Source organism: Glutamicibacter bergerei (genome assembly GCF_054495185.1).
Genome location: NZ_CM137131.1, coordinates 3,231,712 through 3,255,618, shown reverse-complemented (window position 1 = coordinate 3,255,618; position 23,907 = coordinate 3,231,712). Strand labels below are relative to the sequence as shown.

Annotated in this window: 21 protein-coding genes; 10 read left to right on the top strand and 11 right to left on the bottom strand. The window is 57.7% G+C overall.

Annotated features, from left to right (window positions below):
- Positions 1-28 precede the first annotated feature (28 nt).
- From ACX5K5_RS15070 to ACX5K5_RS15040, 7 genes are all read left to right on the top strand, one after another.
- The gene (locus ACX5K5_RS15070) at positions 29-991 is read left to right on the top strand and encodes a phosphotriesterase family protein (RefSeq protein ID WP_459174666.1); all 963 of its coding nucleotides are present in this window, start codon (positions 29-31) and stop codon (positions 989-991) included.
- Positions 992-1,008: 17 nt separating this feature from the next.
- Positions 1,009-2,178 (top strand): flavin reductase, encoded by a 1,170-nt coding sequence (locus ACX5K5_RS15065; RefSeq protein ID WP_459174665.1) that lies wholly within the window; start codon positions 1,009-1,011, stop codon positions 2,176-2,178.
- Between the two features lie 23 nt (positions 2,179-2,201).
- A complete protein-coding gene (locus ACX5K5_RS15060; protein WP_459174664.1) occupies positions 2,202-3,401 on the top strand; it encodes a CaiB/BaiF CoA transferase family protein in 1,200 nt (399 codons plus the stop codon).
- A 66-nt stretch (positions 3,402-3,467) separates the two neighbouring features.
- The gene (locus ACX5K5_RS15055; RefSeq protein ID WP_459174663.1) at positions 3,468-4,181 is read left to right on the top strand and encodes a TetR/AcrR family transcriptional regulator; all 714 of its coding nucleotides are present in this window, start codon (positions 3,468-3,470) and stop codon (positions 4,179-4,181) included.
- 56 nt (positions 4,182-4,237) lie between these two features.
- Complete coding sequence (locus tag ACX5K5_RS15050) at positions 4,238-5,017, top strand: electron transfer flavoprotein subunit beta/FixA family protein (protein WP_459174662.1); 780 nt, start codon at positions 4,238-4,240, stop codon at positions 5,015-5,017.
- Positions 5,018-5,062: 45 nt separating this feature from the next.
- Positions 5,063-6,037, top strand: coding sequence for an electron transfer flavoprotein subunit alpha/FixB family protein (locus ACX5K5_RS15045; protein WP_459174661.1), 975 nt, complete (start codon positions 5,063-5,065; stop codon positions 6,035-6,037).
- Positions 6,038-6,113: 76 nt separating this feature from the next.
- On the top strand, positions 6,114-7,754 hold the full coding sequence (locus ACX5K5_RS15040; protein ID WP_459174660.1) for a cytochrome b/b6 domain-containing protein: 1,641 nt from the start codon (positions 6,114-6,116) through the stop codon (positions 7,752-7,754).
- 341 nt (positions 7,755-8,095) lie between these two features.
- On the opposite strand, the gene ACX5K5_RS15035 is transcribed toward ACX5K5_RS15040, so the two are convergent.
- A complete protein-coding gene (locus ACX5K5_RS15035) occupies positions 8,096-9,604 on the bottom strand; it encodes an AAA family ATPase (RefSeq protein ID WP_459174659.1) in 1,509 nt (502 codons plus the stop codon).
- A 180-nt stretch (positions 9,605-9,784) separates the two neighbouring features.
- On the opposite strand from ACX5K5_RS15035, the gene ACX5K5_RS15030 reads away from it, so the two are divergent.
- Complete coding sequence (locus tag ACX5K5_RS15030) at positions 9,785-10,858, top strand: alkene reductase (protein WP_459174658.1); 1,074 nt, start codon at positions 9,785-9,787, stop codon at positions 10,856-10,858.
- Between the two features lie 88 nt (positions 10,859-10,946).
- Here the strand turns inward: ACX5K5_RS15030 and ACX5K5_RS15025 are convergent, their stop codons facing one another.
- The 4 genes from ACX5K5_RS15025 to ACX5K5_RS15010 all read right to left on the bottom strand — a co-directional run bounded on the left by ACX5K5_RS15025 (position 10,947) and on the right by ACX5K5_RS15010 (position 15,001).
- Positions 10,947-11,609, bottom strand: a complete 663-nt coding sequence (locus tag ACX5K5_RS15025) for a GntR family transcriptional regulator (protein WP_459174657.1) — start codon at positions 11,607-11,609, stop codon at positions 10,947-10,949.
- A 125-nt stretch (positions 11,610-11,734) separates the two neighbouring features.
- Positions 11,735-12,727: a transketolase family protein gene (locus ACX5K5_RS15020; protein WP_459174656.1), complete on the bottom strand. Its 993-nt coding sequence runs from the start codon at positions 12,725-12,727 to the stop codon at positions 11,735-11,737.
- Positions 12,728-13,612 (bottom strand): transketolase, encoded by an 885-nt coding sequence (locus tag ACX5K5_RS15015; RefSeq protein WP_459174655.1) that lies wholly within the window; start codon positions 13,610-13,612, stop codon positions 12,728-12,730.
- A 51-nt stretch (positions 13,613-13,663) separates the two neighbouring features.
- A complete protein-coding gene (locus ACX5K5_RS15010; protein ID WP_459174654.1) occupies positions 13,664-15,001 on the bottom strand; it encodes an MFS transporter in 1,338 nt (445 codons plus the stop codon).
- 251 nt (positions 15,002-15,252) lie between these two features.
- On the opposite strand from ACX5K5_RS15010, the gene ACX5K5_RS15005 reads away from it, so the two are divergent.
- On the top strand, positions 15,253-16,026 hold the full coding sequence (locus ACX5K5_RS15005; protein ID WP_459174653.1) for an SDR family NAD(P)-dependent oxidoreductase: 774 nt from the start codon (positions 15,253-15,255) through the stop codon (positions 16,024-16,026).
- A gap of 104 nt (positions 16,027-16,130) precedes the next feature.
- Here ACX5K5_RS15005 and ACX5K5_RS15000 read toward each other — a convergent pair whose 3' ends face one another.
- The 6 genes from ACX5K5_RS15000 to ACX5K5_RS14975 all read right to left on the bottom strand — a co-directional run bounded on the left by ACX5K5_RS15000 (position 16,131) and on the right by ACX5K5_RS14975 (position 23,419).
- Positions 16,131-16,976, bottom strand: a complete 846-nt coding sequence (locus ACX5K5_RS15000; RefSeq protein WP_459174652.1) for a transporter substrate-binding domain-containing protein — start codon at positions 16,974-16,976, stop codon at positions 16,131-16,133.
- Positions 16,977-17,044: 68 nt separating this feature from the next.
- Positions 17,045-18,583 carry an ABC transporter ATP-binding protein gene (locus tag ACX5K5_RS14995; protein ID WP_443447344.1) on the bottom strand — a complete coding sequence of 513 codons (1,539 nt, stop codon included), beginning with the start codon at positions 18,581-18,583 and terminating at the stop codon, positions 17,045-17,047.
- Positions 18,576-19,427: an ABC transporter permease gene (locus ACX5K5_RS14990; protein WP_459174651.1), complete on the bottom strand. Its 852-nt coding sequence runs from the start codon at positions 19,425-19,427 to the stop codon at positions 18,576-18,578. Before ACX5K5_RS14990 ends, ACX5K5_RS14995 begins: the two co-directional genes overlap by 8 nt.
- Positions 19,420-20,373: an ABC transporter permease gene (locus tag ACX5K5_RS14985; protein ID WP_443452063.1), complete on the bottom strand. Its 954-nt coding sequence runs from the start codon at positions 20,371-20,373 to the stop codon at positions 19,420-19,422. The genes ACX5K5_RS14990 and ACX5K5_RS14985 overlap by 8 nt, the downstream gene beginning before the upstream one ends.
- 1 nt (position 20,374) lies before the next feature.
- Positions 20,375-21,919 carry an ABC transporter substrate-binding protein gene (locus ACX5K5_RS14980; RefSeq protein ID WP_459174650.1) on the bottom strand — a complete coding sequence of 515 codons (1,545 nt, stop codon included), beginning with the start codon at positions 21,917-21,919 and terminating at the stop codon, positions 20,375-20,377.
- Positions 21,920-22,135: 216 nt separating this feature from the next.
- Entirely contained in the window at positions 22,136-23,419 is a 1,284-nt protein-coding gene (locus tag ACX5K5_RS14975) for an MFS transporter (RefSeq protein ID WP_188683482.1), read from the bottom strand.
- A 166-nt stretch (positions 23,420-23,585) separates the two neighbouring features.
- Between ACX5K5_RS14975 and ACX5K5_RS14970 the strand changes: the two genes are divergently transcribed.
- Positions 23,586-23,846 (top strand): hypothetical protein, encoded by a 261-nt coding sequence (locus ACX5K5_RS14970; protein WP_441665456.1) that lies wholly within the window; start codon positions 23,586-23,588, stop codon positions 23,844-23,846.
- Positions 23,847-23,907: the final 61 nt, after the last annotated feature.

The window sequence follows — 23,907 nt, the reverse complement described above, 5'->3', positions numbered from 1 at the left end:
ATCTTGATTTCCAGAGAGGACCAAGAGCATGATTCCCACACTCACCGGGGAGCTAGCTGCCGAACAGCTAGGTGCGACGCTGATGCATGAACACGTATTCGTGCTGAACGCCGAGCTGGTGCTGAACTACCCGGGCCAGTTTCCAGCAGATGACCTGGTTGACCGCGCCGTGGAATATCTGGATGGGGTCAAAGCCAGCGGCATCGACACCATTGTCGACTTGACCGTGATGGGCAACGGCCGGAATATCCCCCTGGTTAAGCGGGTGGCTGACCGCACGCAGATGAACATCATCGCGGCCACCGGCTGGTACACCTTCCACGATGCGCCGACCTTCGCCACGCTCAATGGACCTGGCCGGATGCTCGGCGGAAGCGACCGGCTGACCGAGCTCTTCATCCGCGATATCCGTGATGGCATCGATGGCACCGGAGTCAAGGCCGGGGTGCTGAAATTCGCCACGGACCACTACGGATTCTCCGAGGGCGTCTTGAACATCATGCAGGCGGTGGCCGACGCGCACCTGGAAACCGGCGCACCGATTTTCACGCATTCGCACCCGGGCCAGCGCAACGGCCTGGAGCAGCAGGACTACCTGGCCTCGCGCGGAGTGGATCTGGGCGGCGTGGTCATCGGCCACTGCGGAGACAGCGAAGATCTGGACTATCTGAAGCAGATCGCGGACCGCGGGTCCGTACTGGGCATGGACCGCTTCGGGCTGGACTCCAGGCTGCCCTACGAACAGCGGCTCCACGCAGTGAAAGAACTATGCACGCAGGGCTATGCCCCGCAGATCGCCATCGCCACCGACTCGTCGGCCTACTCCATGAACTTCCCCGATGAGGCTCGTGCCGAACTGCTGCCGAAGTGGCGAGCCAGCGAAATCATGAACAGCGTCGTCCCCGATTTGCGGAACCTGGGCGTTTCGGATTCGGATATTGATCAGATGATGTTTGCCAATCCACGTCGAATCCTCGGGAGCGCACAATGAAATCAGGAGAACTAGCCATGACAAAGATCGATGCCTATGAATTCCGCCGGGTGCTTGGGGCTTTCCCCACCGGGGTTGTCATCGTCACCGGAATGGACGACGCAGGCCAGCCCTTGGCGATGACCGTGGGTTCCTTCGTTTCCGTGTCCTTGGAACCAGCCCTGGTGGGCTTCCTGCCAACGAGGACTTCGTCCTCATGGGCTGCATTGCAGAACCGCACGGGCACAAAATTCGGCATCAACGTGCTGGCCAGCGACCAGGAGGACCTGTGCCGGGCGGTGGCCTCGCGCAAGACCGATAAACTGGAGGGCTTCGAATGGGAGCTGTCCAAGAACGGCAGCCCGATCCTCACCGACTCGGTCGCCTTCATCGACTGCGAGATGCACTCGGTGTCCGACGCGGGGGACCATGATTGGGTGATGGGCAAGGTGCTGGATCTGTTCACGCTCAGCTCCAACTTGCCACTGCTCTTCTTCCGCGGCGGCTACGGCTCTTTTGCTCCGGGATCCATGGCCGTCAACACCGATATCTCGGTCAAGCTATTGGGCCAGCTGGACCTGATCCGGCCGCATATGGAACGCCTCGCAGCTGAGTTGGTGGCAGAAGTGAGCATCATGACCCGGGTGGAGACCGAACTGATCAACGTAGGATCGGCAGGTTCCTCCACCCGCCAAGGCCGCTCCAGCCGCGTGGGCATCCACGTGCCATTCATGCCGCCGATTGGCGGGGTCTTCGCGGCTTTCGGCGGGCCTGAGGCCGAGGCCCAGTGGCTCGCACAGGTGCATCCGGATGCCGATCATGCCTTGCAAACGCACTTCGAAGCATGTCTGGCCAAGGTCCGCGAACGAGGCTATGCGGCCGGAATCGGGCACGAACGAGGCAGCGGTATCGAGCTTTCGGCACGGGTTGCCTACAGCGGACGGGATCCCGAGGCGCGCCAGCGCCTCTTGGCGGTCGTCAATGATGCTGCGGAAACGTTCAACGCCTCGGATGTCACCGCCGAAGGCGACTATGAATTCCATTCGGCCACCGCCCCGGTCTTCGACAAAGACGGCGCTTGCCTGTTTTCGATGACAGTCTGGGGGTCCGATGGCCTGACCAGCGGTGCTGACGTCGTGGCCACGGTAGAACGGCTCAAGCTCGCCGCGGATGCGGCGAGCCAGGAACTGCAGTTCCGCTCCCACTAAACGCCCCAATAAAGGTAGAACCCGTGCTGAAATCATTCTCCAATCTCGTCGTCCTTGAACTCGGACATATCTACAACGGACCGTACTGCGGTTTGCTGTTCGCCCATTTGGGTGCGGAAGTCATCAAGGTGGAGCCGCTGGGCGGCGAACGCCTGCGCACCCGTGCCCGCGGCGACGCTGATCCCCAGGAATTCATCATGCTCAACTCGAATAAGAAGAGCATTGCCCTGGACCTGAAGAGCGATGACGGCAAGGAAACTTTCCTGAGGCTGATCGACCGGGCCGATGTGCTCATAGAAAACTATGCGCCGAATACCCTTGAACGTCTTGGCCTGGGACTTGAATCGCTGCTGGAACGCAATCCCCGCATCGTGATTGCTTCGGGCAAAGGCTACGGGAGCAGCGGACCCTACTCGAAGATGCCGGCTATGGATCTGACGGTCCAGGCAATGTCCGGTGCGATCGGCACCACCGGCTTCGCCGACGGACCGCCGGTCAAGACGGGACCGGCCTTCACCGATTTTTCCGGCGGCATCCATCTCTTCGGCGGCGCGATGGCGGCACTCTTCGACAGAACGGCTACCGGCAAGGGGCAAATCGTCGAGGTATCAATGCATGACACCATCTATCCCATGCTGACCTCAGCGCTCAGCGCCCTGTACAACCAGCCGGATGCACAGCTGCCAGAGCGCACCGGAAACCAGCACTCCGGGATGGCCATTGCTCCGTACAATGTCTACCGTGCAGCCGATGGCTGGCTGGCGATTATCTGCGCCTCAGATAATCACTGGACCCGCTTGGCCAAGGCACTGGGCTTTGCCGAGGCCCTCGGGGATCCGCGTTTTGCCGATCCGGTGAGCCGCGCGGAGCATATGGAAGCAATCGATGCGCTGGTGACCGGGGCTACCAGCCAGCTGACCCGCGCGGAGATCTCTGATCTGCTGGGCGATGCCGGAGTTCCCTTCTCTCCGGTCAAGACCTTGCGGGAAGTTGACCAGGACCCGCATTTGATCGAACGCGAAATGATCCGATTCATCGACCACCCGGAAAACGGCCGGGTGCCGGTAGTGGGAAATCCGCTGAAGATGTCCACCCTGCAGCCGGCGGCTGAATTGAGCGCCGCTCCAAAAGTCGGTCAGGACCAATCCGAGGTGCTGGGCAGGCTTTTGGGTATGAGCGAGCAAGAGGCCGAGGCCCTGCGTGCGGTTACAGTGGGGCTTTAGATGCTATATGCAATGAAGAACTGGCACAATTTAGCTAAATTGACTTCAGCTTGAAGGATGAAGACCATGCAGACCGAAGCACCCGTAGAAGTGGACAGCGGAACTAAGAGCGAGGCCAGACAGGCTGAAGTAGCGCTGTTCCTGGATGCGCTGAGCCGTTGGACCGATGTCAAGTCAAAAGCGGCGCCTATCTACAAACGTGGTATCAACACCCGAGCCCAGATCGTGGGAGCTTCCCGCAGCGTGTTCGTGCGTTTGGGCTACATCGATACTTCCGTCGAGGACTTGCTGCTTGAAGCAGGGATCTCCCGCGCGACGTTCTATTCGCACTTCCGCAGCAAGAAAGCGGTGTTCGCAGCGGTCGTCGAAGAGCACGTGCGGGGTCGGCTTTCGCAAACGAACGTCACCAACGTCGATAAATCGGACTATCGCGCCCGAGTTACCGAAACCATCGAGCGTTTCGTGAATAACTACACCAATACGCAGGACCTTTCCATGGTCATCGAGCAGGTAGCGCACTACGACGAGGACTTCCGGACTATCCGCTTGGTGATCAGGGACTTGTTCGTAGACCGCATCGCTCGGGGAATCCGCCGCCAGCAGGCAGCCGGGACCGTCCCGGAGGACCTCAACGCACGCGAGTCAGCCACCTTGATCCTCGCGATGATGACCAATATTGCGCAGGTTGAAATTGGCTGGAAAAAGAGAAAGCCCACGGCGGAGCTGATCGAAATGATGACCAACTTCTGGTGCGCCGGAATTGGTCTCAAAGATCGTTGAAGACACGAAGAATTGACCGGTCCGGCAGCATGCCGGCCAGCAGGTAAGGAATGACCATGAAGCTCATTGTCCTAGTCAAGCAAGTTCCGGATACCGGTGAGACACGTTGGCTCAACCTTGAAACTGGTATCTTGGATCGGGCCGCGACCGAAGCGATCCCGGATGAAATCACCGAACGTGCGCTGGAATGCGCCTTGCGCCTCAAAGATGCGGACGTCAGCACCGAGATCGTGGTGCTGTCAGTTGGAGCCCACGAAGCCGAAAAGTCACTGCGTAAAGCGATGTCAATGGGTGCTGATCGAGCTATCCAGGTTGTAGACGATGCCTTGGAGGGTTCTGACATGCTGCAGACAGCCAAAACCCTGGCTGCCGCCATCAAGCGAGAAGGCTTCGATATTGTTCTCGCAGGAAACCAGTCCACGGATGGCAAGGGTGGCATGGTCCCGGCGATGGTTGCCGAATTACTGGGAGTGCCGCTGCTCAGCGATCTGTCCAGTTTCGCGGTGGCTGATGGCGAGGTGAGCGGAACGGTGCGTACCGAACTAAATGAATTGCAGCTCTCGGCCAGCTATCCAGCAGTTGCCGCTGTCACCGAACGTGTAGCGGAAGCCCGCTTTCCAACTTTCAAGGGCATCATGGCGGCCAAGAAGAAGACCTTGGAAAAGGTTTCGCTTGCTGACTTGGGCATCCAAGCCGGTCCAGCCTATGCCCCTCAACGCTCGGTCATGGTATCCGCGGTGGCGGCACCTGCGAAGCAGACCGGTCCGAAGCTCAACGATGACGATGAATCAGTGGGAAAGCTCGTTGATTTCTTGGAATCGAAGCACCTGCTCTAGGCCAGCGCCAGGCTACCTGAAAACTTCTGAACTCCGAGGAAAATAATGTCGAAAATTCTTGTAATGGTTGAGACTGCTGCCGACGGTACTCCGGTCGGCGCCGCGGCCTCACTGATTGGTGCTGCAACAGCTATCGGCGAGCCAATCGCGGTAGTGCTCAGCAGCGAAGCGAATGCCGAGATCCTGGGCGGAAAACTGGCGGCGCTGGGCGCGGCCAAGATCCTCGTCGGTACCCTCTCCGCTGACCGGGCCCAACGGTTTGCCACCGACGAAGTGGCTTTGCTTGAACAGTGCGTAGCCCAGCATGCGCCACTTGGCGTGTTCCTGGATGGCTCCGTGAGTGGCCGCGCTATCGCCGGACGCTTGGCAGCGCGTCTTGGCGCGTCGGTATCGGCCGATGCAATCGACGTGGTGCTGGAAGAAGGCGAGATCATCGCCAAGCATTCAGTGTTCGGCGGTGACTTCGTCACAGAATCAACGGTCGAGGGTGGCACCATGATTGCGACCCTGCGAACGGGCAGCATTTCCCATCGGGCCGCGCCGCTTGAGCCAAGCGTGGAGATCATCTCAGTTCCGGAATCGTCCCAAACGGGAGCGCACGTGGTCAGCTCGAACGAGATTAACCATGATTCCGGACGTCCGGCCCTGAATATCGCCCCGGTGGTGGTATCCGGCGGTCGAGGAGTTGCCTCCAAGGAGAACTTCCAGCTCGTGGAACAGCTGGCGGACGTCTTGGGCGGGGCCGTGGGCGCGTCGCGTGCGGCAGTGGATGCCGGCTATGTTCCGCAGAGCTATCAGGTGGGGCAGACCGGTGTGGCAGTCTCACCTGACCTGTACATTGCCTTGGGCATTTCGGGAGCAATCCAGCACCGTGCCGGCATGCAGACGGCCAAGACCATCGTGGCCATCGACAAGAATGAGGACGCGCCAATTTTCGAAATTGCCGACTTCGGCATCGTAGGAGACTTGTTCTCCGTGGTTCCCCGCATCGTAGACGAAATCAATGCCCGCAGGAACTAACAAGAACTGAGCAAAGACCCAGACTGGGGATTTGAACGATTTGGCTGTGAATGCGAATAGTAATGGAGCAAAACGCGTGAATGAGATAGGAAACCCGGTACGCCAGAAACGGCGCATGGCAGGAATCCCTCGGCTTGCACCGGACCTCATCAGCAACGATGAAGCAGCTGCGATACCTGGTCCCACGGAGGACCAGGTGCAACTGGAGCCCGCAAGACACCTTGCCCAAGAGCAACTCGTCGAGGGTCAGCCAGTTCGCGCCGCAGCGGCCGTGGCATGCAGCAAACGCCGCCGGATGGTGGGCGCGTCCAATGTGCCGTTGCTTGTTTCCTCGGCCGCATCGCACGAATCGGCTGCGGTCGACTCAGCAATGGGTTCTGCTGTTAATGCGATGCAGCCACCAGCTCGCACGGAACTTGAAGTCGCAGTTCCCCACAATCAGCCCCTCGAGGTTCTCAGCCTGAAGCCAGAATCGGCCCTTATCCGGGGCAGACGTATGCCTGGTGCATCGACGGTGCCGGTAGTTGCCGCACTGCAAGAATCCAGGTCGGCAAGCGAACCGGCAAGCACGTCGTTCAACCAGCAGATCCCTGCAACGGCCGGCAACCTTGTCGCTGGCGCAGCTGCTGCGGTCGAAGCGCCGCAGTCCGAGTCGGACAACAACACCCAACTTGCCACCGTCAATAATGTTGATGGCAAGCGCAGGACCGCTCAGCACTCGATGCAGAGCTTGGCAACGGAAGATTCCGCGGGTTCCGCAAAACCTGCAAATGGCAACGCGAACCTGAATTCTCGAACTGCCAATAAAACGCGGTCCAAATATGCCAAGCGCAGTCTGCAGGTTGCCGGGCTTCTGGCAATCGCTGTCATCGCAGTCCTTGCAGCTCAGTGGCTGCGTTCGACCTCCACGGTCCAAGAATTCATCACAACATACTCAGGACATGCAAGCCAGCCAATTTCCACACCCGAGGGCATTCCTGCATGGCTCGGGTGGCAGCACTTCCTGAACATGTTCTTTATGGTGCTGATCGTGCGTTCAGGATTGCAAGTGCGTCTGCAGAACAAGCCGCCAGGGTATTGGACGGCCAAGCAACGTTCCTTCTTCTCCCCGGGAAACCAGCCTCCGAAGAAAATCTCGATTACTCAATGGCTGCACCAGGTTCTGGATGTGGCGTGGGTGGTCAACGGGGTGCTGTTCGTGGCAGCGCTGTTCATCACCGGATTCTGGATGCGCATTGTCCCCACTAGTTGGGATGTCTTCCCTAATATGGTTTCCGCCGGCCTCCAGTATCTTTCCTTGGATTGGCCCGAAGAAAACGGTTGGATCCACTACAACGCATTGCAGGTGATGGCCTACTTCATCACGGTGTTCGTTGCGGCTCCGCTGGCAATCATTTCGGGTGTGAGGATGTCTACCTGGTGGCCTGCGAAAAATGAGAAACTCTCAAAGCTTTACCCCATTGAATTGGCGCGAGCTGTGCACATTCCGGTGATGGTCTATTTTGTTGCATTCACGCTTGTTCATGTCTTCCTGGTGTTCTTCACCGGGGTGCGCAGAAACCTCAACCACATGTTCACGTCCCGGGACGTCACCGATTTCTGGGGATTGGTGGTCTTCGGAATCTCGGTGGTAGTCATCGCCGTGGCATGGTTCCTAACCAGCCCCATGTTTATCCGCCCAATTGCAGGGGCCATGGGCAAGGTTTCAAAGAACTAGTTGATTGGAGCAGTGGGCTGCCGCATGAGCTGACGAATATCGTGAACAGTTTCAAGGTGCGGCTCGTCCGCCATCATGCTGACCGTTCTGCTTAGACTCGTCCTTCCATGACTCCTCGGGGGGAGTTGTCTCAGTGAATTCCGACTTCTTACTGTCGTCACTGATTGAATACTCGAAATAAGCGGCAAAGCGATGTGCTCGGAACTATAGGATTGCTGTCCCTTGTACTCATTGAGCATGCAATTCGGGTTGAGTAACGATCAGCAACAACGCAAACGGATGGCTATGAATGTCCAACGAGATTTCGGTTGCTTGCGAATAAAGCGAATGCTGTCAGAGGCCTAGTCGTCTTTCGTTTCAGGGGACTCCACACCAGAACGCGATTCGGCACCGGCGACAAATCCGAAACTTTTCGTCTCTAGCCCCGGCGACCAGCCAAAAGATCCAAAGCTTTCCTCCTCCGGTTCCCCGCCGTTCAGGTCTGGGTCCTCGGTGCCACCGAGGAAGTTGCGGGTCAGCGCTGCCGAATCATCCATGAGCTCTGCGGCTGAGACGCGCACATGCCGCTCGGTAAGCGGCACCCCGGCAATAGCCGCGGTCAAGATGGCCCGGCGGATTAGTTCGCGGGTAAATGAGGCGGTAGTGCCCTCGGTCAGCTGGGCTACCGAGTCCACCGTTTCTTTGGACAAATCCAGCTTTGAACCGTAGAGCCGCAACAGCGCCTTGCGCCCGTCAAAATCTGGCCTGGGTATCTGGACCGCCAGATCGATACGTCCCGGACGTTGGACCAAGGCCTGTTCCAGGGATTCCACCCGGTTGGTGGTCAGCACAAACGACACGTCTGCATCAGAATCCAGACCGTCCATGGAATCCAGGACTTCAAAGAGCAAAGGCTGTGGTCCATGGCCAAAGCTGCGGTCTTCGGCAACCAGATCGCAATCTTCGAGCACCACGATGGACGGCTGCAGCGCACGAGCCATGGCCGAAGCCTGCGAGACCAGGGACAGGGTATTGCCGTTGAGCAGAATGACCGTATGATCCTTAGCCGCCGAAGCCAGATAGCGAACCGTGTGGGTTTTGCCCGTTCCCGGCGGGCCATACAGCAGCACCCCGCGCTTGAGATGGGCGCCGAGGGACAAAAGAGCCTGACGGTGCGCTCCGATGCCCAGCACCTGCTCTTCGATTCGTTCGCGCAGACCGGTAGGCAGGATCAGCTGCTCTTCGCTGATTTCTTCACGCTGGTGGAAGGTAACGCCGGCATTGGATTCGGAGTATTCGCTGGACTTGAAGGAAATGACTTGGCCGCGGTAGATGCTGGTGGTGTGCAGCTGCTCGCGGAAGTTCGCAAGGAAGGAATCGACAAGCTTCTCTTCGGTGCACAGCACTTCCAGGCTCGCTTCGGGTTTGCCGTATTCCGGGTTTGCCTGGCGCAGCAGAATGACCATAGGCATCTGCTCTGTGCTGAATAAGTGAATGCCAAAGGAGAGGAATCGTTGCTGTTGTCCCGGGCCCACCGCCAAGGTGGTGTAGGAAGGCTCACCAAGGACACCGAAGTCACATTGAACACCAACGAGATCACCCAGATCAAAATGGTGCCGGTCCTGGCCTGCTAAACCGATGATTCTGGCCTGCGGGTCAACTGAAATCAACCTCTCCAGGACAATGTTTGCATCCGCCAAACGGTGGGAGGCGAATTTCTCTACAACAAGCGGTACAGTGCCTGGGTCTGTTCCCAGATGTTCTGCCAGCACCGGTGCCAGAAGCTTGCCTTTGGGCTGCTGCTGATATTGCTCGGCAAGTTGCGCCACATGAGCGAAAGATTTCAGGAAACCGCGCAATTCTTCATCCATGAACCGAGACTACCAGTGGCAACGGCCACGGGAGCTGTAGCGTGCCAGGTGCTGGATCAGGGTGGCGAGTGACCTGTTGAGCGCGTAATCCATCTCACCTGAGGCACCGAGCTGGAATAGAGTTCGCCGCTGGCATGTTACACGAGGCAACTATAATTTCCACTTCAGGAGTCCCACCCCATGGATCTGTTTTCCCCGCTCGCCCTTGGCGACCTCAAGCTGTCCAACCGCCTGGTTATGGCGCCGCTGACCCGCTCCCGCTCGGGCAAGGACGGCGTGCCCAACGCCGATGTGGTGGAGTACTACCGCCAGCGCGCTTCCCTGGGTCTGATTGTCAGCGAGGGCGTCTATCCATCGGCTGCCAGCCAGGGCTTTGTGCGCCAGCCGGGCCTGGTCACCGCCGAACAGGTTTCCGGGTGGAAGAAAGTCACCGATGCGGTGCACGCCGAAGGCGGCCTCATCGTGGCCCAGGTGATGCACGCAGGACGCGTGACCCACCCGGAAACCACCGGAGTTGAGTACGTCGAGGCACCGAGCGCTATCGCCGTGGAAGGCCAGTCCCGCACCTACACCGGCAAGTACGACTACCCGATCCCGCATGCCTTGGCCAGCGAAGAGCTGCCACGCATTATCGAAGAATTTGTCACCGCTTCACGCAACGCTATTGCTGCTGGCTTTGACGGGGTGGAGCTTCACGGCGCCAACGGCTACCTGCTGCACGAATTCCTGGCACCAACCTCCAACACCCGCACCGATGTGTACGGTGGCTCCCCTAAGAACCGCGCCCGTTTTGTCATTGATGTGGTGACCGCCGTTGCCAACGCCATCGGTGCCGGTAGGACCGGACTGCGCATTTCGCCTGAGCACAACGTGCAAAGTGCTGTAGAAAATGACGCCGCGGACGTCGCTGCAACCTATCAGGCATTGCTTGAAGGAATCGCTCCACTGGGCCTGGCCGCACTGAGCGTTCTGCATAAGGATCCCTCCGGTGAACTGGTCCAGTCGTTGCGTACGGCTTTTGGGGGTCCGGTATTGATCAACACCGGTTTCCAGACGATTACCACCTATGAAGATGCGGCGACGGTGGCCGCCGAAGGCTGGGGAGAAGCGGTAGTCGTCGGACGCCCGGCTATCGCCAACCCGGATTTGGTACGCCGCTGGCGTGACGAGCTGCCGCTGAACGAACCGGATGCGGCTACCTTCTACACCGAAGGGCCGCAGGGCTACACTGACTACCCATTCTGGGCGAACTGATAGTGTCAGCTGAATAGCGATGCCAGCGGCCTCGTCCAATTTGCAATGGGCGGGGCCGCTGGCATTGGCAGAATTTTTTGCGGTAGTCCTATGAGCCCATCAGAGTTTCGGCGGCAATGCGCATGTGCTCTGAGATTTCCGCGCTGACCGCGGCGCTGTCTCGCGATTCAATAGTGTCGACGAGCGTGAAGTGCCGTGCTACATCCATATTCCGTACGCCGCGTTCGAACCCGCCAAACATGATGGACATCCTCATGGAGCCTTCCAATTGTTCCCATGCATGCAGCAAGGTGTCATTCCCAGAGAGCCGGCACAGGGTGCGGTGGAATTCGAGATCGGCTTCAATGCGCTCCTCGATTTCGTTTCCCGCCAGCTTGTCCATCCGGCCTACTGCCGCGCGCAGTTCTGCTAGCGCGCTGTCCAAGTCCTCGCGTTGCAACAAGGTCGTTGCTGCGAGGCTTTCTAACGATGCCCTGACAGCGAAAATGTCATGGATTTCCTTGTTATCTAGGTGGCGGACCGACAGCCTTCCACGCTCACCTGCCGAAACGAGACCTTCCTGTTCCAGCTGACGTAATGCTTCGCGCAAGGTTCCTCGGCTGATCTGCATGGAGGCAGACAGCTCCGTTTCCACCAGGTGGGTGCCCTGCTCCAGTTCACCGGTTGTGATGGCGCGGCGTAAGGCGATCAGGGCCTGCTCACGCAGGCTCTTTTTCCGAAGGCCTACCAAGGAAGAATCGGCCATGGCCATAATGCGCCCCTAAATCTTGGAGATCAACAGTTGATTGTTAACAGTTGATTTTAGCGTCTTAGGTGGGTGCGTCGAAAGCAACGCACCCACCTATTGCACATCGTTCTGATGGATTACACGAGGAATTAGCCCAGTTCGGAGAGAACCTTAGCCACAATGGCGTTGATCGATAGCCCGTAGCGCTCATGAAGTGTCGGCAATGCGCCCGCATCCAGGAACTCGTCTGGTAGGCCGATAGGGACGACCTTCGAGAAAACCCCACCACGAATCATGGTCGAGGCCAAAGTCTCGTAGAGGCCTCCGACGACAGAGTGGTTCTCCAAAGTTACAACAAGACGGTCACCGGCAACTTCCGCTAAAACAGTTTCCGAATCGAAGGGTTTGATAGTCGGCGAATGCACTACGGAAACATCCACATTGTGCTTGGCCAACTCCTTGGCGGCATCTAGTGCCCTCATAGTCATCAGTCCACTGGATACGAAGACAACGTCGTTGCCACCCCTCAAGACCTTTGCCTTGCCAAGCTCGAAGCTGTAGCCGTATTCATCCAGAACAGTAGGCACCTTGCCGCGCAGCAAGCGAAGATAAGTCGGCCCCTCGGAAGCAGCAAGCTGTGGAACCGATTGCTCGATGTCCACCGAGTCGCAGGGATCCACGATGGTCAGGTTCGGCATCCCGCGGAAGATGGCAATGTCCTCGGTTGCCTGGTGACTCGGGCCGTAGCCGGTGGTCAGCCCCGGCAGGCCGCCAATGATATTAACGTTGAGATTTGGCTCGGCGATATCCAGGCAAAGGAAATCATAGGCACGTCTGGCCGCGAACACCGAGTAGGTTGAAGCAAAGGGGATCATTCCGGTTTCGGCGAATCCCGCGGCTGCTCCGAACAGCAGCTGTTCGGCCATGCCCATCTGGAAGAAACGTTCGGGATGTTGCTGAGCAAATATGTGCATATCGGTGTACTTGCCCAAGTCAGCTGTTAGGCCAACGATGCGTGGATCTTCAGCGGCGGCCTTGGCAAGAGCATGGCCGAACGGAGCGGGTGCGGTCTTCTGCCCGGGCTCCGCAAACGAGGCGATCATTGCCGAGGTTTTCAGGCGTGGTTTAGCAGTAGCAGACATTTAGTAGTTGCTCCCTTCGAAGCCTTCGGTGAGCTGTTCGCGGCAGATTTGCCATTCATTTTCTTCGATGCGCATGAAGTGGGCTTTCTCTCGGGTCTCCAACAGCGGAACTCCGCGACCCACCTTGGTGTCGCACAGAATTACCGATGGACGTGAAGTGACGGCTGCTTGTGCTGCGATGTTATCGAAAGCCTCCACGAGCGCTTGCGGGTCATTTCCGTCGATCCGTTGCACATACCATCCGAAGGCTTCCCACTTTTCGGTAACCGGTTCGGTGCGCAGCACGCCGGCAGTGGCGCCATCGGCTTGCAGGGCGTTGATGTCCACCATCGCGGTCAAATGACCCAACTGGTGGTGAGCTGCGCCCATGGCGGCTTCCCATGTGGAGCCTTCATCCAGTTCACCATCGGAGAGAAAGTTGATCACCCGCTGGTTCTTGTCCTGATGGCGCAGGCTCAATGCCATGCCTACCGCGATGGATAGGCCATGACCCAGAGATCCTCCAGATATTTCCATGCCCGGCGTATAGGTGGACATTCCGGACATCGGAAGACGTGAATCATCTGAACCGTAAGTTTCCAATTCTTCCACCGGGACGATTCCCGCTTCGGCCAGCGCTGCATAGAAGCCGATGGCATAGTGCCCGGTGGAGAGCAGGAAACGATCCCGGTCCGCCCACTCTGGGTCTGTGGCGTGGAAATCCAGTTGGTCTGCATAGACGGCGGCGAACATATCCGCCGCGCCCAAGGCCTGACCGACATAGCCTTGGCCTTGAACCTCGCCCATATTCAGCGAGTGGTGCCGTATACGGTACGCGGCTTCGCGAACCTTCTTCGTGCGTTGCTCCAGGTTCAGTGCCTGGTTTTTTGTGGCGGTGATAACCATGAAATGTCCTCTCAGAAGTTCATCGGGTGATTGCTGGACTAGGTTCCAATGTCAGATACAGGCCTTCTGTGGATTAGCCGCGATGGCTTGCTCGGTGAGCAAGCGTTCACGATTGCCCCAAGTTTCCGGAGTTACTAATGCCGCCCACAATCCGATCAGGGCGTAGCCAATAAAGAGAGCTGCTGGGCCTATCCAGCCGAACTGCATGAACAACAAGGTGGTGATGAATGGGGTGAATCCGGAAACCATGGCAGAAATCTGGTAGGCGAGCGAGGCTCCGGAAGAACGGGTCTTCGCCTGGAAAAGTTCCGGGAACCAAGCGCCTTGGGCCCCGGCCATCGAATTCTGGCAAACTGCATAGGAAATGACGATGGTGGCGATGATTAGCAGGAAGGAGCCGGTGTTCACCATGAGGAACATTGGAATGCCGAAGAGCACGGCAAAGGCGCAGGCGAAGAGGTAGACGGGGCGCCGGCCTATCCGGTCGGTCAGCCCGCCCCAGCTGTAGGTCGCGAAGATGCCGATTGCGGAGGCGAAGCTCAATGCAGTCAAGGTCTCCCAGTTGGCGGCCAAACCAGTGGTGTGGAGATAAGAGATCATGTAGGTGATGGAGACCGCATAGCCTGCAGTTTCGGCGATGCGCAGACCAATGCCGCGCACGATATTGCGCCAGTCGGTGCGGATGACTTCCTTGATCGGGGACTTGACGATTTCCCCTGACTTCTTGACATCATCGAAGACGGGGGACTCTGGAACCTTGGAACGGATGACTAGTCCAACAATGACCAGTAACAGGCTGGCAAGGAACGGAACTCGCCAGCCCCAGTCTCCAGGCAAGTGCACGCTGACCAGGAATACTAGATTGGCCAGTAGGAGTCCTACCGGAAAACCTGACTGGACGATGCCGGTGAACTTGCCTTTCTGCTTCCACGGTGCGTGCTCGTAGGTCATCAAGATGGCCCCGCCCCATTCGGCACCGAAAGCGAGTCCTTGGACGATGCGCACGAAGACAAGGAGAGCTGGCGCGAGTATGCCGACTTGCTCATACGTGGGCAGTAAACCGATGCAGAACGTGGCTAGGCCCATGACGATCAGCGAAGTGACGAGAACCGGCTTGCGTCCGATCTTGTCGCCGAGGTGGCCTCCGATAATTCCTCCCAGAGGTCGAGCAGCAAACCCGACGCCCAAGGTGGCAAAGGCAGCGAGTGTGCCCATGAGTGGGTCGGTACCGGGGAAGAACACATGTCCGAAATACAGGGCGGCAGCGGTGCCGAAGCCGATGAAATCGTAGGTTTCAATAGTGGCGCCGACACTCGATCCTATCGCGACGCGTTTTGCGTCCTTTGTGCCATGCATCGGGCCACGCATTTGTAGAGCTTCGCTGCTCATCGGTGGCTCCCTTCGTGAGTTGTGGGATACGGGCAATTTCCATTGTTGACAGTCAACACTAATAACAGTGTGAGTGACAACACAACGCCTGTCAAGAAGAAATTAAACTGTTGACTGTCAACAGTAAACAGTCTTATGGTGGTTTGCACTACAAACTTTTTGGTGCGTTTTTATGGCGCACGCAGAGCACCACAACCACCTGGTTGGTCAGATCAACTGATCAGACCAACCATAATGAAAGCGGGAATTCGATGAGTCCAATCCAGCGCACTGCTGTCTTAACCGGTGCTACTTCACCACAGGGTATCGGCATGGAAACCGCACGCCACTTTGCCAAGGAGGGCTGGGGTGTAGTGATTTTGGATCTTGACCACTCCGCTTCCGAGCGCGTGGCCAAGGAGATTTCAGATGAATTCGGCATTCCCGCTTTCGGGCATCAGATCGACGTTGCCGATGAGTCCTCGGTTGTTGCCGCTCACAGCGCGGTGACAGCACGGGTGGCTGCGGGGGAGCTGCCGCCTACGGGAGCTGTCGTAAATATTGCTGGAATCACCTCCCCGGTGGATTTCCTTGATACGACTCTGGACCTTTGGAACAAGGTTATGAGCGTAAATGCCACGGGCACTTATCTGGTAACCAAAGCGTTCCTGCCTGAAATGATCGACCACGGCTGGGGGCGAGTAATCAACATGTCCTCAGTCTCTGCCCAACGTGGTGGCGGGGTCTTTGGCAAGGTGCCTTATTCCGCTGCAAAAGCTGCAATCCTCGGATTCACCAAGGCACTGGCCCGCGAGGTATCGGCTAGTGGTGTCACAGTCAATGCCATTGCACCTGGCGCAGTCGATACCAATATCCGTGTTGGCAGCACAGACGCGCAAGAAGCGGCCATCGCTTCGGGAATCCCCGTCGGTCGGACGGCTACCACTGAAGAAGTCGCATCCGTTATCGGTTTCTTGGCTTCCGAAGGTGCGTCCTACCTCACGGGAACCACCATTGACATCAATGGTGGTAGCCACATGCGTTAGCAGCCGTCGGCCCCCGCAGGGTGCTGAGCTAGAAGGAGCCAGTGGCTACCATCCGGAAGTCCCCGGTTGGCAGCCACTGGCTTCTTGCTCTGTCTTGTCAGGAGCTAGCCGAACCAGGGTTTCTCGGCCGCTTTGAGCGTCCCATCGTGCTTGGACATATTCAGCCACTGGTTCACATACTCCTGGAATTCGTCATCACCCAGCGGCAGCAGGTAGGCCTTCTGCGAGAAATTGAACGGCTTGTCCGGGTGCACGGCGCATAGCTCGGGATGCTCGTTGGCCACCCACCGAGTTTCTGATGCGTCGGTGGTCATCACGTCAGCACGTCCGGCGATGATCTCGTCGAAGATCTTGTTGTTGTCTTCGAATCGAATGATCTCTCCGTCCGAGTAATGCTCGTCAGCAAACTTCTCGTTGGTTCCACCAATCGGAGTAATCGACCGGACTCCGGGCTTATTGATTTCCTTGATGGTGTCGTACTTCTCCACGTTTTCACACAGTGTGATGGGAGTCTTTCCCTCGTCCAAGGTGGCTTCGCTGAAATAAGCCTGTTGTGAGCGTTCCAAGGAAATCGAAACGCCACCCACTGCGAGATCACACTTGGATTTGAAGTCTGGCATCAGATCTTTCCACGTGGTCTGAATGAACTCGGGTTCGGCGCCAAGCGACTGGGCAAGATTCTTGGCCATCGTGATGTCGATACCTGACCATTCACCGGACTTGGGATCCAGATATGTGAATGGCCGGTAATCGCCAGTCGTGCAGACCTTGAGCGTTCCCGAGTCGCTGATGGTAGTCAGCCGACTGTCCTGGGCTACTGGGTCTTTGTCGTCGCCGGCGCCGGGGTCCTGGGCGGGAGCCGAGCATCCGGAGAGGAGCAGCGTGGCGCCGAGTGCTAGCAATGGTAACTGGCGGGCGATGGTTGGTTTCTTCTGTGGCTTGTCGCTCATAAACCATCAACCTATAAGGGCTGAAGGCGCAGGCACAAGACTTCTGGCTTTTCTTACGCGCAGAATAATTATCCGTGAGCAGCCGCCACTGCCGTGAGATCCAGTGCTGCCACCAGGTCCTTGCTGTGTTGGTGGGTAGGGGTGGCCAAGAAGTCAGCTAGTGGTCGGCGCTCCACGAGCTCACCTTCAAAGAACACCGCCACGTCATCACTGACATAGCGGATTACATCCATGTCATGGGAAATGACCACAAGGCTTAGCCCCATCTGGTCGCGCAAGCGAAGCAACAGATCAAGGATGTGGCGCTGGGCTACCGAATCCAGTGCTGAGGTTGATTCATCACAGATCAAAACCTGTGGCTCGGTCAGCAAAGCCCTGGCGATAGCTATCCGCTGCAGTTGTCCACCAGAACACTGTCCGGGCCTGCGGTCCAGTAATTCGTCGGGCAGTCCCACCTGAACCATGGCTTGCGCCATGCGTTCGTTTGCCTGGGATTCTGGTAAACGATGCACCGCTGCACTGATGGAAATGCGCAGTGAAAGCCGCGGGTCAAAGGATGAGTAGGGCTCCTGGGCAATGACCTGAACTCGCGTTGCCTTCTCGCTTTGTTGCCTGTCAATAATCTGTCCGGTCGTTGGCTGTTCCAGCCCTGCAAGGAGTCTGGCAAAGGTACTTTTGCCGGAACCAGAACGGCCCACAACTCCTAATACTTGCCCGCCATGAATACTTAGTGTGGTGGGCTGCAATGCGGCAGGACCTTTGGCCCGGCGGGTGTAGTTCTTGCTCGCGTCCGCTGCTTCAAGCAGACAGACGGAACTATCTGTGCGCGGTCCACGTACCGAGGGCAGGCTAGCTTCGACAAGCTCCCGTGTTTTGGCGTGGCGGTCCTTGGAAAAGATCTGCGCGGTAGGGCACTGGTCAACAATCTGACCATCGCTGACCACCACGATGCGGTCAGCGATGTGCTGGACGCTGGCGATGTCATGGGTAATGAATAGAACTCCCACACCACGCTCTTGCTGCTTTCGGCGCAGCAGCTGCAACACCTCTGACTTGAGAATTGAATCCAGTGAGGACGTTGGCTCATCAGCCAGGATGAACTCTGGGTCAGCAGCCAAGGCAATGGCAAGCATGGCACGTTGGGCCATACCTCCGGAGAGCTGATCTGGACGCTTTGAGGCAATATCCGCTGCAGGGGATAAGCCCACTTCTTCCAACAAGGTGCGAACCTGATCTTCGTGCTTACGGGCTTTGTTCGGTCCTCGGACACCCATGGCTTCGAGCAGGTGCGCGCGGACGGTCAGACGCGGGTTCATCACGCGCTTGGGCTGCTGGAAAAGCATGCTGATGCGCCGTCCGCGCACAGCATCCAGCTCCTTGTCGCTGAGCTGATCAAGGCGCTGACCGTCTAAAAGAATCTGCCCTTCGGCGTGCAGTGACTGCGGTAGCAGGCCAATAATCGCCTTGGTGAGCAGCGTCTTTCCGGATCCCGAGCGTCCAACAACCGCCACCAATTCGCCAGCTCGCAGTGCGCCGCGGACTTTGGAGAGCAGGGGTTTTTCACCAGCACTGACCGAAAGATCAATGAATTCAAGTTCTTTAGTCATGGGCTTCGGCCTTGGTCTCGGTAGCAAGAACGTCGTCTCCGCCCAGTACATGGGTAATTCGATTACCCAACAGGGTGACGCAGAAGCTCACCAGGAAGATCGCGGCACCCGGTGCAATCAAACCCCAGGGGGAGCGAATTGCATGAGGTTGCGCCTCGGCCAGCATGGAACCCCAGTCAGACTGCGGTGGCTGAACCCCAATGCCAAGGTAGGACAGCGAGCCGAGCAATACGAGCAACAATCCGAAGCGCAATGCAGCCTGGGCAAGCACCGGTCCAGCCACAAATGGCAACACATGATGGCGCAAAATAAACCACCGTGAAGCACCCACATGTTTCGAAGCTTCCACGTGGTGGGTGGACAATGCTTGGGCCGCCATTGAACGCACCAACCGGGCGGTAGGTGTCCACGCGACAACACCAACGGACAGAACCATGGTGAAGAACCCAGGCCCCATGACGGCGATGATCAACAGTGCAATGACAATTTCTGGCAGGGCGAGCAACAAGTCGTTGACGCGTAAGAAGAGTTCATCCAGCCACCCGCCACGCACAGCACTGAGCAGACCCAGTATCGTGCCCACCAATAGCGCGAACAACGTGGTGATCAGTGCTACCGACAGGGAGAACTGGCCGCCGTGCAGCACCCTGCTCAAAGTGTCGCGACCCAAAGAATCCGTTCCCAACAGATGGGCCAGGCTAGGTCCTTGAAGACGGTTCAGTAAATCTTGGGAGTCAGGATCATAGGGGGAAATCCACGGGGCAGCGACGGTCACGATCACCACTGCCAACAAGAAGAACGCGGGTGCAGAGAGCAGGATCTTTTTGAATATATTCTTAGCCATGTCGGACACCAATCCTCACGTTGGGATCGCTGAGCATATGTACCAGATCAATGATTCCGGTAGTTAGTACGGCACAGGCCACGACCACCACCACGCCGCCCTGGGCTACCGGGATATCGGCATCCACAATCGCGTCAAAGATCAGCCGGCCCATTCCAGGAATGGCAAAGATGACTTCTACAATCACCGAGCCACCCAGCAATCCGGCAAACCAGACGCCGACCATAGTCCATAGGGGAAGTAACCCGTGAGGAACCACATGACGCACCAATGCTTGCGTGCTGCTTAATCCGCGGGCTCGTGCCGCGAGCACATGTTCTGAATCCAAGGCCTGCCGTACCCCTGAGCGCACCGCGACGGTAAAGAAGCTAATCGGGCGCAAAGCCAAAATGAATACCGGAAGCACCAGCGAGGCCGGGGAATCAAAACCTGCCGAGGGAAGTAGCGACCAGCGCACCGCGAAGAGCAACACTAAGAGTGGGGCCAGCGCGTACTCGGGGATAGCGATGAGCGCATGGGTCACCGAGGTGATCAGCCTATCTGGCCATGACCCGGCGCGGGTGGCCGAGATGACTCCCAAAACAATGGATACGGCGATGGCCACCAGCAGGGCACTGCCCGCCAAGGACAGCGTGACCGCTATGGCTGGCAAAACCTGGTCAGCTACCGGGGTGCCGCTGATATGGGAGATGCCCATGTCTCCGGTGACAAATCGACCGAGCCAGCGTCCAAACTGCACCAGCATTGGATCATGCAGACCGAACTGCTGTGCGTAGGCCTGCACGGTGGCCTCATCTGCGGCGCCGATGTCCATTCGGGCGCGCAACAAGGAGCGCACCGGGTCCCCGGGAGAAACAAAGGGGACCAGGAACACCGCGAAGGATGAAAGCAACACCGCTGCACAGAGTCCTAGGGCTCTGCGCAGCAAGGTGGACAGTGATAGCAACTTACTGAGTCTTTGCCAGATCCTTGGTCAGCACGTAGCGGGTCAGCGGATCCTGAACATAGCCCTGTACTGAATTGCCCACCGCGTCGATGGCCTGCTCATTGACTAGCCACACGTTGGCCGCATCAGCGGCGAGGATATCGCCGGCCTGACGGTAGAGGTCATGGCGCTTGGTCTCATCGGTCTCGGTGGTTGCCTGAAAGATGAGCTTGTCGTAGTCCTTATTGCAGTAATGGCTCAGGTTGTAGCCACCCTCGCAGGTGTAGTCGGCCTGTAGGAAGCCAATCGGATCAGCGATATCAATCATGCGGTTGCGCTGGCTGAGGATCATGTCGTAGTTGCCCGCCAGTACATCAGGTTCGGCTGCCCCATAAGATTTGGTGACTACCTTGGCCGTCAAGCCGATCTGCTTGAACTGCTCCTGGATGATGGTAGCAACCCCGGCGAACTCGGCACGTTCGGTGATCGCGATGATCTCCAGTGGCTTCTGCTGCTTGTAACCCGAGGCTTCCACCAGCTTCTTGGCTTCTTCAATGTTCGGTTGTGGCACGCCAAGCTCTGGGTTGGCCCAGCTTTCGCTTGGGGCAAAGGGGCCGGTGGCTGGTTGCGCTGCACCTTCATAGATGCTGGCTGCTATTGCTGGCAGGTCCATGGCTATTGTGGCGGCCTTGCGCAGATTGACGTCGTCAAAGGGTGCGCGCGAGTTGTTTAGGTACAAGGTCGAGGTGCGTGGTGAATCTGCTTTCAGCACGCTGATCTTGTCATCTGCTTCCAACGTGGCCAGGCTGGTAGCCGGGATGGACATGGAGATGTCCGCTTCACCGGTCTGCACCTGGGTGGCGCGGGTGGCACCGTCGGTGATGTAGCGGATTTCGCCGCCAGCCAGCTTAACCTCGCCGTCCCAGTAATTCTCATTGCGGTCCAAGGTTAAGGACTGTCCGGCTTTTTCCGACACCGGGGCAAAGGGGCCGGTGCAATGTTTCATCGGATCGATACCCTTGGCGGTGTATGCGGCAGGGGACAGGACCCCGGCGTTCACGCTGGCCATACGGTAAGGCAACAGCGGATCAGCAGCGGGGGTCGTCACGCGCACGGTATCGGCATCTGCTGCTTCTACCTTGCTGATGGTCTTAGGATTTACTGCGCGTGCCGGCGCGGTGGCTTTAAGCACGTGGTTCAGCGAGCCAGCGACGGCCTTGGCATCAAGAGCGGTTCCGTCCTGGAATTTCACATTCTTGCGCAGCTCAAATTCCCAGACGGTGTCCGAGGCCTGCTTCCACGAAGTGGCGAGCATCGGCTCAACCTTCTTTGTGGTCTGGTCATACTTGGTCAGGGTTTCCAAGCAACCGGCAATAGAGAGCACATAGGCGTCATCACTTTCCAGGGCCCAGTTGGAAACTGGAGCACGGAAGTTTGCCACCACTGCTCGCGCGTCCGGATTTGCAGCTGCCCCAGGGGCCGGGCTGGAGGGGGTGGAGTTGCAGGCGGTTAGTGCCAGAGCAATAGCCGCAAATCCTGCGGCTACGCTGAGTCGTCCAAACTTCATGGAAATCCTTCGGCATTACGTGATGAATTGGCTTCTAATGCGATAGAGCCTTGGTTAGCTTATCCTAAATTCATTGATTCCCTTGAGGCTTCTTAACGCAGTGCGACATCCGCTGAAACTCAATAATAAAGAGGCATGTAAGAGTACAAGTTGAGTAGTGCAAAGTTGGTGTGAGTTTTGGAAGATTTGCTCACGGTCAACTGAACACGTCTCAGCTCACATCTGCGTAGTCAACGTCCGCGGCATCCGCACCAGCGGTGCAGCAAGCCAAGATGCGAGGAGTAAAGGAACTATCAGGACCATCCAAGGCAGGAACCCAGGAACGGTTCCGTCCCCGGACTGGGTCAAGAGCCAGCCGATGAGCAGATTTCCAAGGAGCACCGCCAGACCGCCACAGCTGGCAAGTAAGCCGAAGTAGGAACCTGTGGGGTGTCCGCCGGCAAATTTAGGAACGAGCGATAACGCGGTGGGATGCACGCTCATATGCCCCAATGTCAGCAGAGTAACCGCGCACAGGATACGAGCCGGGCCGGTTTCGTTTCCAAAAACTAAGGCCGGGACGAAGGCAAGCACCCCGAAGCCCAGCGCGCTACACAGGTATCCAAACCGCAAAGTTGCTGCTGCTCCAATACGCCCGGCAAGCCGCGCGAGCGGCAGTTGTAGGGTCAGCGTCAAGATGGAGATCCACGCAAAAATCAGCCCCACCCACTGGGTGGGAAGCCCCAGGCGTTCCAGCTCCAAGGGGATAGCTAAGTAGAGCTGGTTATAGGCCAGTAGGTCCGAAGCGTGCAACCCGCAAAAGGCTACAAAGCGACGGTCAGTTAGACACCTGCGTAGACCACCAGGCGGAACTTCTTGCTTGGAGAGATCGTTTCTCTGTCCGGTAGGAGATTCTGCTGGGTTGGGCCGACGCAAAGCAATTGCCAGAAACAAACCAATGAGCACAAAGAATGCAGCCCCAAAACCTGCAACGGTGGCGAAACCCCAGCCCCAAAGCGCCGCCCCAACCAGCGGTCCGGTAACCGCACCGATTTCGCCGGTAATGCTCAACCAAGCGAAGAGAGTGGACTGTTTGGCTTGGGAATGTTGGTTGTGTTCGCGGGCAACTTGGGCCGCTGCCACCAGGATGTTCAAACCTGGGGAAAAGAGTGCTCCGCCAAATCCCGTGAGCAATGTTCCGAGAATGAACATCCAGAGTGTCGGGGCACCGCTCCACAAGGATGCGGACAGCGTGATGAACCCTGCCGCGCGTACTGCACAGCCAATGAGAATGACGCTCCGAGCGCCGAAGCGGTCTGCAAGGATTCCACCGGCAAGGAACAGTCCCTGCTGAGCGAAGGTTCTGATTCCCAGAATGAGACCTACTGCTGTTCCGGCCAAGAGGAAATCGTTAGTCAGGACAATCGCAAGAAAAGGCACCACGGCGTAGAAGCCGATATTAAACAATGTTTGGGTTCCGAGGAGTACCGGAACTTCAAATCGTGACGAGCTAGTTTTCATGGACCTCGGAAGTGCATTTAGTTACGGCGAATCGTGGGGCAGACCTATCCGACTTTAGTACCAGTCGCTCCTTTGGAGCGGTTTTGCGTACGTGGGGGATTTGCGGCACAGTGCTGGTGCTGAGTGACTCAGGCGTTGAAGTGCCTAACCTGGATGAACCTGGCACATGGTTGGAATTCAATTCAGTGCCGGCACCCAGGCCGCATTCTTCGCGGAGTCACTGCCAACAAGCATGCGCTACACCGGCTCTGCTTTGGGCATGACCTTCGGTGCTCCAATTCCGTTCTTGGCGGCATGGATATTCCAGAACACCGAAAACGGCACAGTAGCGTTGACGGCCATTGCGCTGTCCATCGTGGTGCTCTCGATGATCGCCACGATGACTCTGCCGGAGCGCTTTAAGCAGAAGCTAAACGAAGTGAACTAGCCTGCCTGAGTTCAAAGGATCAAGTCAATAAGTAACTGGTGATGGCCGGGAACCGCATCCA